Source organism: Parasphingorhabdus flavimaris, from assembly GCF_013371215.1.
Lineage (GTDB): Bacteria > Pseudomonadota > Alphaproteobacteria > Sphingomonadales > Sphingomonadaceae > Parasphingorhabdus > Parasphingorhabdus flavimaris.
On record NZ_JABWMH010000004.1, the window covers coordinates 368,446 to 378,881 of the forward strand.

At 50.0% G+C, this 10,436-nt stretch carries 7 protein-coding genes; all 7 read left to right on the forward strand.

What is annotated here, in order from left to right:
• The first annotated feature begins 4 nt into the window (after positions 1-4).
• Complete coding sequence (locus HUO14_RS16555; protein WP_425500493.1) at positions 5-637, forward strand: tyrosine-type recombinase/integrase; 633 nt, start codon at positions 5-7, stop codon at positions 635-637.
• The gene (locus HUO14_RS14545) at positions 630-1,193 is read left to right on the forward strand and encodes a hypothetical protein (RefSeq protein WP_176280538.1); all 564 of its coding nucleotides are present in this window, start codon (positions 630-632) and stop codon (positions 1,191-1,193) included. The genes HUO14_RS16555 and HUO14_RS14545 overlap by 8 nt, the downstream gene beginning before the upstream one ends.
• A gap of 89 nt (positions 1,194-1,282) precedes the next feature.
• On the forward strand, positions 1,283-1,453 hold the full coding sequence (locus tag HUO14_RS14550; protein ID WP_176280539.1) for an AlpA family phage regulatory protein: 171 nt from the start codon (positions 1,283-1,285) through the stop codon (positions 1,451-1,453).
• 579 nt (positions 1,454-2,032) lie between these two features.
• Positions 2,033-5,158 carry a helicase-related protein gene (locus HUO14_RS14555; RefSeq protein ID WP_176280540.1) on the forward strand — a complete coding sequence of 1,042 codons (3,126 nt, stop codon included), beginning with the start codon at positions 2,033-2,035 and terminating at the stop codon, positions 5,156-5,158.
• Entirely contained in the window at positions 5,155-6,861 is a 1,707-nt protein-coding gene (locus tag HUO14_RS14560) for a hypothetical protein (RefSeq protein ID WP_176280541.1), read from the forward strand. The genes HUO14_RS14555 and HUO14_RS14560 overlap by 4 nt, the downstream gene beginning before the upstream one ends.
• 72 nt (positions 6,862-6,933) lie before the next feature.
• Positions 6,934-8,475 (forward strand): hypothetical protein, encoded by a 1,542-nt coding sequence (locus HUO14_RS14565; protein WP_176280542.1) that lies wholly within the window; start codon positions 6,934-6,936, stop codon positions 8,473-8,475.
• The gene (locus HUO14_RS14570) at positions 8,472-10,316 is read left to right on the forward strand and encodes a phospholipase D-like domain-containing protein (RefSeq protein WP_176280543.1); all 1,845 of its coding nucleotides are present in this window, start codon (positions 8,472-8,474) and stop codon (positions 10,314-10,316) included. The genes HUO14_RS14565 and HUO14_RS14570 overlap by 4 nt, the downstream gene beginning before the upstream one ends.
• Positions 10,317-10,436 lie beyond the last annotated feature (120 nt).

A 10,436-nucleotide genomic window follows, 5' to 3' on the forward strand; every position in this document is an offset into this window, starting at 1 on the left:
TGGTTTGCTTCGCGCAATCGATGAATATCCCGGGCATCTTATTACACGGATTGCCATGCAAATTGCACCCCATGTAATGGCCCGGCCGGGCGAGCTTCGCATGGCAAATTGGGAAGAGTTCAATCTGGAAGCTGCAGAATGGCGCATTCCTGCTGAACGAATGAAGATGCGCAAACCCCATATGGTGCCGCTGTCACGGCAGGTTATCGCTTATCTGCGTGAGCTTGCCCCGCTGACGGGTCCCACTGGCTTCGTGTTCCCAGCATTCCATACTTGGAAGAGACCAATGAGCGAAAACACGATGAACCAAGCGCTTCGACGCATGGGCTACAGTAAGGATGAAATGACTTCCCATGGATGGCGTTCAACTGCGTCTACATTGCTCAATGAATGCGGCAAATGGAACGCAGACGCGATCGAGCGATCACTAGCGCACACCGAGCGCAACGCAGTTCGCGGCGCCTATAATCGCGGAAGCTATTGGAATGAGCGCGTCGATATGCATCAATGGTGGAGTGACTATCTCGATCAGCTTCGCGGTGGCGGCCAAGTGGTCTCATTCGGTCCAGAGCCGATCGAAGAGGCCGGGAATGTTGTCAGTCTTTCGGGGCGGCGAGAGCGTCGCACGCATGTCTGACCGCGCTAACAATCAACTCGATTGGCAGCTTTCTGAACGAGGTCGGCGAGAAATTTTGCGTCGTTGGCCCAATATTCAACTGAGCGCTCTCGAAGAAGCTGCGCGTCTCTTTCGTATCGATATGAGCATTCACGAAGAGAGCGGGGATAAGATGTGGGAAGACGAGATGGCGCGTCTAGCAAAAACATCAACAGCGTTCTTAGAAGAGCTTGAGAACGCAAAATGGACTGTGTTTTCGTTCGGTCAGGTCACATTCGGTGCTCGCCGTCCATGGCTCCATGAACTAATGATCAAGATTTTGCGCGTCTTTGTAAAGAGATCTGCTGGATATAACACCGGCGCTCAGCAGAACGATCGCCGTTTCGAACATGGTCCACGTGCAAACTTTATACTCGTGGTATTTAGGCAGCTCCAAGCGGCTGGTTATGGAGTAAGCGCCCGGGCAAACGACGACCTCGTACGAGTCTTGGATTTGCTGTTCTGCGAGTCAGGCCACGCTGTAAGTGATCCGCGCAAAACAGTGGCCCACGTGCTGAAAGGCGTGGGAGCCGATTGATCATACTGAAGGGATTGGTTCCCTAGGTGACTGTAGACGTTCTTGGCAGTTTGTTGGAAGCTATAGGCGTTCATCAGCAAGGAAGTGTTATGCGTCTAATCCGCCTGCCTGAAGTTTTAAACAAAACAGGTCTGTCCCGCTCAGGGCTCTATGCAGACGACTCGTTTCCCAAGCGTGTGCAACTTGGTACACGCGGGGTCGCGTGGGTTGAATCCGAAATCGAAGACTGGATCTCCACGCGGATCGCAGCGCGTACATGAAATGTGCAAGTGGCGGTTCAATCTCGTATGTTGTAATTTTCCTAAGCGAAAACTAGGAATTAATTTCTGCTCATAACCTCAAAGTCGCTGGTTCAAATCCTAATCCTGAAAACAATATATCTAAAGATCACAAAGCATTACAAGCCTCGCTGTTACCAATCGGGCTTTTTTGCGTTTGGGCTGTAAGCATATGGTAAGCAGGTTAATGAGCAGCACTGAGTATTGCCGAGCAATAACAAGGGGTCGTTGATGTGCAGCTGGAAGCTCAAGGATCCAATCTCACTGCAAGTTTGTTCCCAGATTTGAAGTTTTGCGTTTAATATTCTTCGACCTCTAGGTTTTAGAGAATGGCTAGGCAGTTATTGTTTTCGATTTGAGCGATCTCCTAAATGTTCACCGGACAACTGAGGGTCCTAGTATTGGTGAAGATATTGGGCATTGAGCTGGCTCACGTTCCCGGTCCAATTTAAAGCACTGATAAGATTATCTTGTTTTGTAATGTAAACCTATTAGCAAGAAGGCTTTCGAGTAGGCGACCGCTGACAACTGTCCACTAGACGGCAGCGAACGGAGGAACTGATGCACCCCAATCCGGGTGACCGAGTGAGAATGCGGCGAGATCCGGCGTTCGTTGGTATCGTGATGGATCGACCATTTGAGCGCGATGGACGGCTTATGATCAAGATCGATGTATTAACTGGCCAGAAAGAGGTTCCGCTAAGTTTGCTCGAAATCGTGGAATCCGAGCCGGACATTCTCAACGATCTAAAAATGGGTAAATTCTCAACGCCCCTAGAACTCCGGCGAACCATCAATCATCTTCGACTATCCGGAAAGTTAGCCGATATGATTTACTCAATGGGCGCTACCAACACGAAGTTTTTCGCATATCAGTTCAAACCTTTGCTGAAAATCCTGAATGCACCGGCTCGGGGGCTCCTGATCGCAGATGAAGTTGGTTTGGGGAAGACGATAGAAGCTGGGCTTATTTGGACGGAGCTTGTGGCACGCGGTGACGCTCGCCGTTTGCTCGTGGTCTGTCCCAAGCCGCTGGTCAAGAAATGGCAGGACGAACTGCGACGCAAGTTCAGCGTAAATGCAAAGGCTTGTAACGCCGAAGAGCTACTCGGTCTAATTGAAGATGACGCCTTAAACCGGAACGGGTTTGCAGCAGTTGCCTCTATGTCTGCCTTAAAACCACCGGCCAAATGGAACGATGAGGAAGAACCTAATCAATCCGCACGCGCTGATTTAGCGCGATTTTTGTCAGATGAGCGCGGAGATGAATTATTTGACTTAGTAATTTTTGATGAAGCACACCATCTGCGCAATACACAAACGGCAAACCACAAAATTGGGCAGCTTTTGACTGAGTCTTCGGATTACAGTCTTCTGTTATCCGCCACGCCAGTCAATCTTAGATCGAATGACCTGCGAGTTCTCCTTAAACTTCTCGATCCAGACACATTCGATAATGAATGGCAGTTCGCATGGCTCCAAGAAGAAAACGCGCCATTAGTCGAGGCTTTTGAAGCAGCAAGAAATCCGAACGTTTCGATTGAGAAGATCTCCAAGCTTGTTGGAGCGCTGCAGCCCGGACAGATTCTGAAAACTGGCGAACGCTTGAAGCGCCTTCGCGCTGAATTGGCAGATGGAATAGAAGGAACTGCCAAAGAGCGCATGAACTTGGCGGCTCGTTTGGAAGAAATGTCGTTGCTCGGATCAATCGTAAATCGAACGCGAAGGCGAGACGTTGTTGAGTTCAAAGTGGTTCGCCATCCAAAAACAGTCTCGTGGGAAATGTCAGAGAAATTTGAGCGAGAGTTCTATGACGAGATAACCCAAGCAATTGAGCGCTATGCCTATGATCGAGACATTAACGAGAAGTTTTTGTTGGCGGGCGCCCAGCGCCTGGTAGCATCTAGCCTAGCAGCTGCTTATCGCCACTGGGGAGAACGCACTGGCAACCTATCGGTTGATGAAGAAGACGAAGAAACACTAAAACCATTGCCAGGCCCGATGGTGTCAACTCTTGGCGAGTATTGTTCAGATCATTTATTTTTGGCAAAGCTCGAACAAAATGATGGTAAATTTGACAGTCTGATTAAGACGCTAAGGGATCTGCTGAGCAGTGATAGCACGGAAAAGATCATCATCTTTTCAAGCTTCAGAAGCGTAATATCGTACCTTAGCCGTCGTCTAGCTGCAGAAAACATCGACGTAATTGAGCTCCATGGTGGAATCAAAGAAGATCGCCAAGAAACGGTAGGTCGGTTTGCTGATGCACCCGGTGGAACAATATTGCTAACTTCTGAGGTCGGCGGAGAAGGATTGGACCTTCAGTTTTGCCGCATCGTAATTAACTGGGATCTTCCGTGGAACCCAATGAAGCTCGAACAGCGGATCGGTCGCGTCGATCGTATTGGTCAGCAGTCAGCCTCAGTCGAGATCATTAATCTTATTGCGCAGGATACGATTGAAGAGATAGTTTATAAAAGGCTTTATGAAAGGCTGGATATCATTCGAAACACGCTTGGGGATTTTGAACCGATCCTTGGTGATGTAGTTAAGCAAATTGAATTAATTCTCTCCGATGGCTCTCTTTCGCTGCGAGAGAGAAAAGAGGAACTGGACCGAGCGACAGCAGCAGCCGAAGAAGTTAAACGCCAGACGGAACAGCTAGAACTTGAAGCTCCCAGCCTTATCGCGCATGGTGAAAATATTCTGAACCGGATCAATGAAGCTCACGCACCACACAAGATGCTCGCGAGTAACGATTTACGCGATTACGTCATCAGTACATTGGTTGAAAAATTTCCGGGAACAAGATTCGATCGTGTACCTGATGTATCAATAGAGATGTTTGAAGTACGCCTCTCTCATGCCGCTCAAGCCAAGTTCTCTCGCTTTTTGACAGATTCGGCTACGAGATACCAAACCAGATTTCGAGGAGACAATGGCAGCGGAGTAAGGGTTGTTTTCGGAAGCAACTCCGAGCCAGGTCGCTATCGTGCAATAGATTCTATAGTGATGAAGCACCCATTGACGCGCTTTGCGGCTGTTATTCGCGAAGAACTCTATTCAGGTGTAATCCCCAGACCAGTAACAGCTTTTACTTTGTCCAGTCCTACCAATTGCCAATTGGAGCCTGGATTTTACGCAATTGCAATTGAGCGATGGTCCATCGATGGACTTTTGCCTGTCGACAAATTATCTTTTCTCGGTGCAGATTGTCTCTTGCAGCGCCTCGTGACTTCGGAAGAAGCCGAAAAGCTTCTGATGGAAGCGATAGCAACCAATCCAGACCTTATTGAAGTTGATCAAAATACGCTGAACCATGCATGTGAGGCTATCGAAAATTTAGTTCTGCCGATGCTCGAACGCCGACGTGAAGATTTTTTTGAGGCAGAAGCGGCGCGACACTTCGACCAAATTCAAACTCAGATTGCACTCGCTCAAGAGCATCGAGAGCGGAAACGCAAAGAGGCTGAATCCATAATTCGAGATCTCGAATTTTCGTGGGGTGATGTAAGTCAGAAGGATAAACGGCTTAGAGTCGCTAAAATGCGGAGAAGCCAACTAGATAAGTTTCTCGCGCGGATGGATGAAAAGCTTGAGGATCTTAAAGTCAAAGAAGACAATTTTATCATAGACGAGCCCCAGGTCGTTGGAATAGCGATTATTGAATTGGAGGCTGCATCATGAAGCGAAACCGCCGCTTTCCTAAGACCACATTCGGAGACTTGGATTCACCATTAAGCGAACTTCAGAAAAACCTAGCCAGTTCGAAAAATTTCCCAACGAAAAATGGCAACGGCGCTAGCGGGGCCTTAACCGAGGCTAATCAACAAAAAAAACAACCCGCCACCAAATCCGCGAAAGTCGACCTTCCTGTTGGTAAAAAATACAAACTAAAACCTCAGTATGAAGAGCGGTTTGCACTGCGATTGCCAGACCCAGACCCAGACCCTTCTCAAGAGATTCGTAAAAAAGCTGCAATAACAGTCACGCCAGCCCAGGAAGCGCCAAAGCTCACAACGCATAAACGCAACACATCTGAACAACAACATCGAGATATTTTTGCCGAACGTAGGCAGGCCGCTGATCAAATTCGTTCAGTGGTCGACAATCGCGTTTCAATTGTTGAGCAAAGCCCAAAATCAATTAGTGATGTTGGTCGCAGGCAGATTGATAAAGCTATCCTAGCTGGACAACAGATATGGCATGATCGACCAACGCCGGACCCCGAAGGCTATATTGTCGGCCTAGATTTTGGAACAAGTACAACAAAGGTTGCTTACCGGCAGCCTTATGTGGCTGGCGACCCCATTGCTGTAATTCCTGTGCCTAAACAACTTCGGTCTGCATCGCATCCGGGACTTTGGCAAACTGCACTTTGGTTTGACACCAAGAAAAGTATGTTTTCTCTTTATCCGGTCGCCAGCTCAATCCCATTGGTTGGTTTCAAGGCAGGTCTGGTCAAGCAATCTGGTTTAGAGCCGTTGAAGCAAATGCCAACTGTGTCGCGGGCCTGTGCAGCTGCGGCTTTTTTGACGATGCAGTTGAGCTATATCTTAGGAATATATGAGATTGATCGACCATTAGGAACGGCTGGCGCATCTCATTATTGGTTGATCAATATTGGGGTTCCTGTGGCGATAAGAGACGATGGGCCTGCATTAGAGCGATTTACCAAAATCGTTTCCGCTGCGTGCGCATTGATTCCACATGCCAACAAATTAACGTTGAATGATGTTAAGGCAGAGCTCGCGATAGCAAACCCGGTCTTGCCGAAGGGGTTTGGACTGGTGCCGGAACTAACCGCGGCTATTGCCGGTTATTCCGCTGATCCTCTCGTTCAAACAGGTGCGCATCTACTCGTCGATGTCGGATCATCTACGTTAGATATCGTTGCTTTCTATTTGAAATCTAAACTGGACGCTTCAGTCTTTACGGCTGGTGTAGACCTCTTTGGTGCAGGGGCACTGGAAGTTGTAAAATCTGCGAAGGTAAATGACTCAATCTTTGAAATGGCCTGTAATTATCTATTCTACGAAGTCTATGGAATGGCGAAGAATGAGAAGCGGGCTGCCAGTTTATTCAAACCTGGAAGTCGGAATAATCCTGTGCAGTTAGTTATTACTGGCGGTGGTTGTGACACAGATTTGCATGCGCGTTTTATCAATCAAATGCTAAAGGATAGTGTCCTAGGGAACATTCCATTATCTCGACCAGCTCCGCCGGCAAAAATTTTGCCGAAGAACTGCGATCAAAGTCGTTTGCTACTTGCTTATGGCTTGACTCGAGATCGGGAAGAGTTAGCTCGTCTCCGACTACCCTCTCAGATTGAAGACATTGAATTAATACAGGTCTCGCCGATTTCTCACATCGGTAAGGATGATGTCTGAATGTAGACATAAGTCTTTGATATGTTGAGACTGATTGCACTAGGCGTCTGTTATTAGATAGGGGGATGTGACTTGGCTACACAGCCGATGGAGTTCGAGCCGGGGTTTCCGCAATGGACGGAAATCGGGCAGGACAGTGGGTTAGATCCGCTTGGAATGCAGCGGCCAATCGAGGTGCTCTTTCAATCGCTCCTTCCCGGTATTAGCACCATCACTTTGCGCCTTCGTTATTACTCCTTCTTCGCTTGGGCTCTGGAGGTGTATGCGAAGACTAAAGGCCAGACCGATCCGCGAACATTCAACGTTTTTCACAGACGAGCGGAGGTATTACTTGCTCTCGCGAGCGCGCGTAATGGAAGCGAATTGGGGGTCACAGGCATAGAATGGGCAGGTCGCCAAATTTCGGGGGTTGAGGATGGTGGCGACTCAAACCAAGTCATCCATTTCGATGTGGCTGCCGATCCGGATACCCCACCAGAGCACCGCTACCTGCGAAACAAGGGAGGTGCTTTTGGGGCAATTTACTCGACGCAAATGGCAGAGATGGGCCTGATCGAGCTCGCCAATGAAGAGATTGGCCTTCCCTTTTGCACCAGCGCAGCCCTGCCACTAGCGCATGGGTTCGAAGAAGCGATCGGAGACAGGTCGACCGACTTCCTGCAAATACTAGACACTGGAAAAGCTTCGATTTCCCAACTCGATGACCTCTCGGTGTGCCTACCTTCCAAGGTCGTGGCCGGCAGCATAGAACAGTCCGGCTTGGCGGACGCACTCCTCGGCCGCCTTGGCCGACCGTCGAGCGGAAACGCGGCCCGCCGTGAAACAATAAGGCTTCTGCTGTCGCAAGCCGGCAAGGTTGGGAAACGGCCGCGCACCGATGATCTCAAATGGGAATTTTTTGAACTCGCCAATCAACCAGGCGAAGGGCTCTCTAGTGAGATTTGCGAGGCCTGGGCTCTATACCAAGCATGTGATCTCTGCAGGCTTGCTTACGAGTGCTTGCTCGCTGCAGCACTCGTCGCAGTGCGCGGCGGCCCAGCCGCACGCCTATCGATGCAGGAAGCCGTGGCAGCGCTGACCCAGCAAGCGAAGATATCAGGTGACCCCAGCTTCAAGGATTTTCTTGCTAGCGCTTGTACTGATCGGACGATTAGAGATGTCTCCGAAGCTATGCTCGCTGCTCAAAGGCGCGGCGAAATTGGTGAGATGGTGAAGTCTTCAGTGTTTCTGATTGCGCAGCTTTACCGACGTTCGAAGGAGTTTAGCCCTAAGGTTATCGAGTGGTTGAACGTAGACGACTACTTTCAATCTCTAGTGTCCGAAGCCCGGTTCTACGAGGGACTGCTGAAAATTCAAACTAGCGAAGCGGTTGGAAGGATCATTAGTGAGCGCGTCATCAAACGACATCTGTGGGTTGCGTCTCGCAAGCTTCGCAGCAAAGCCTACACGTTTCTTCTCGAACCGGACGAGGGAGTCTTGCGATACCGTGACGACTTCCGTGTATCACCTAGCAGTCCACGTCTCGACCAAGCCATCCAGTTTCTTGAGGATTGCAAGCTGCTCGACGAGGCTGGGATCACCCTTCTTGGAAAAGAGGAGCTCGCCAGGACGTGAAATACTACGACGTCTTCGGTGAGCCCGGTTATCACTCGGTATTTCTGACAACCTTCTCATTCACTGCGCAGGCATTTGAAGACATCCCGTTCTCGAAGTTAAGGGGAGCCGGCTGCCGCAACGTTTCGGTTTTAACGGATCAGTCAATGTTGAATTTGAGTATCGAACAGTTTGGCACACCGCGCTTCGCTGGCTCCCTCTATCATTTGGCGAAGGTCAGTGTTCCCGGAGCCTTTCACCCGAAAATCACGTTGCTGTTGGGAGAGAATAAAGGCCGACTCTTAATCGGCTCAGCCAACCTCACAGCTCTCGGTATCGCAGGCAACAAAGAACTCATTACGGATCTGGTTTACACACCCGAAGAACCTTCGTTTCTCGAAATCTTCCGGCAAGCATTTGAATATATCGCGTCCTATACGCCGCCGGGAGATCCTTGGCTTCCCATTGCAAGGGAACGGGCATTAAAGCTTTCGCCTTGGTTGTTCGATGACGGTGCAGGGTCACAAGCCTCGCCTCCTGCAGACGTGTCGCTCATCATCAATCGCCCAACTGAGACGATCTTGGAACAAGTGGCCACCTCAATCGGTGATGACGAGATCCAGCGGCTCATTGTAATGTCGCCGTACTGGGACCAGAAACTCGAGGGTCTTAGACAAATTCGAGAGGTACTGGGGATGCCTCCCACCGATGTGTTGCTCGAGAGAAGTAGAGGAGAGTTCCCGAAACACAACTTCAAGAGTGAGGCTGGCATCGAGCTCTTTGATGTCGAGGAGGAAGGAAGATCTCGGTTTAATCATGCGAAACTCATTGTCGCTTTTGGGCGCGATTGGGACCATGTGATCTCAGGAAGCATGAATTGTACAATTCCAGCGCTACTTGGGAACGCAGTATCCAAAGGGAACGCCGAAGCAGGACTTTACAAGAGGGTAGTTGCTGGAACGGCCCTCGCCAGGCTCGGGCTTGAGGACTATCGGCAGGCCCCGCTTGATTCAAGTTCGCTAGCTGAGCCAGTGAGTTCTACGGTCCAGATCAAAGTTAAAGCTCCGGTCGAACCAGGCACATTCCAACTGCGCGGAAGCAGGGTCTCATGGACCCCGCCACAGGACCTAGGAGAGACGCCCATATGCGTCTCCACTTTTAATAGTTCCGGGGAAAGCCCTTGGGACGATATCGCTGTCCAGACAATCGGAGAGACTAGTTGGTTTGTCGATCTCGCACTTGACCGTCCAAGATCGGCGCGGTTGCAACTGGCTGACGGTAGCTTCTCCGCGGCGGCTGCGATCATCGATGTCGACGTTCTTGCTCCTTCCACACTTCCTTCAACGGCTGGCAAGAAAGCGAAAATCGCAGACCGGCTTCTTGGGGCGACAGATGAAGACTTGGCGTTAGTCGGTTTTCTTGCCGAGCTTGAGACAATTGAACTCGATGAAATCGGTTCGTCTAATGCCAAGTTCAACAAGGGCCATGAAAGCCAAGAAAAAGACGCAGAAGCGCGACCGCATGTTACTCTGACCTACGAGGATTTCGTTAAGGCAAGAGAGCGAGTTGAGGCGGCTAAAGAGAAAGGTGCTACCCTCGTAGTGGGTCGAGGAAACCGAGCGGCGGATCTAGTAAGCTCATGCCTAAACAGGCTTATCGGTCTCGTGTCGCGAGACCTTTCCGAGGAAGAGGGTGCGGAACTTCAAAGGGTGACCTCGCAAGACCCGACCCACAAAGAGCCTTCAGTACCTCCTGGACAAGATCCTAAGACCGACGGCTCTGCAGATTCGCAAACTGACGATGCGACGCGAGCTAAAGCGCAATCAAGGGATTATTCTGAGAAGATTGTCAAAGCAGTATGAACCGCCCCGGTATTGCCGGAGGCTATTTGGTTTAAGTTAAGCTGCCATGTGGGTTTCGTCCAGCATGGCGTAATAGTTTTTCTCGGCTTCAGCAGGCGGGATGTTTCCTATGGGCTCAAG

Excerpts from the sequence above, each read along its gene's own strand:
- HUO14_RS14545 (WP_176280538.1), top strand. The coding sequence starts at position 630 with ATGTCTGACCGCGCTAACAATCAACTCGATTGGCAGCTTTCTGAACGA.
- HUO14_RS14550 (WP_176280539.1), top strand. The coding sequence starts at position 1,283 with ATGCGTCTAATCCGCCTGCCTGAAGTTTTAAACAAAACAGGTCTGTCC.
- HUO14_RS14555 (WP_176280540.1), top strand. The coding sequence starts at position 2,033 with ATGCACCCCAATCCGGGTGACCGAGTGAGAATGCGGCGAGATCCGGCG.
- HUO14_RS14560 (WP_176280541.1), top strand. The coding sequence starts at position 5,155 with ATGAAGCGAAACCGCCGCTTTCCTAAGACCACATTCGGAGACTTGGAT.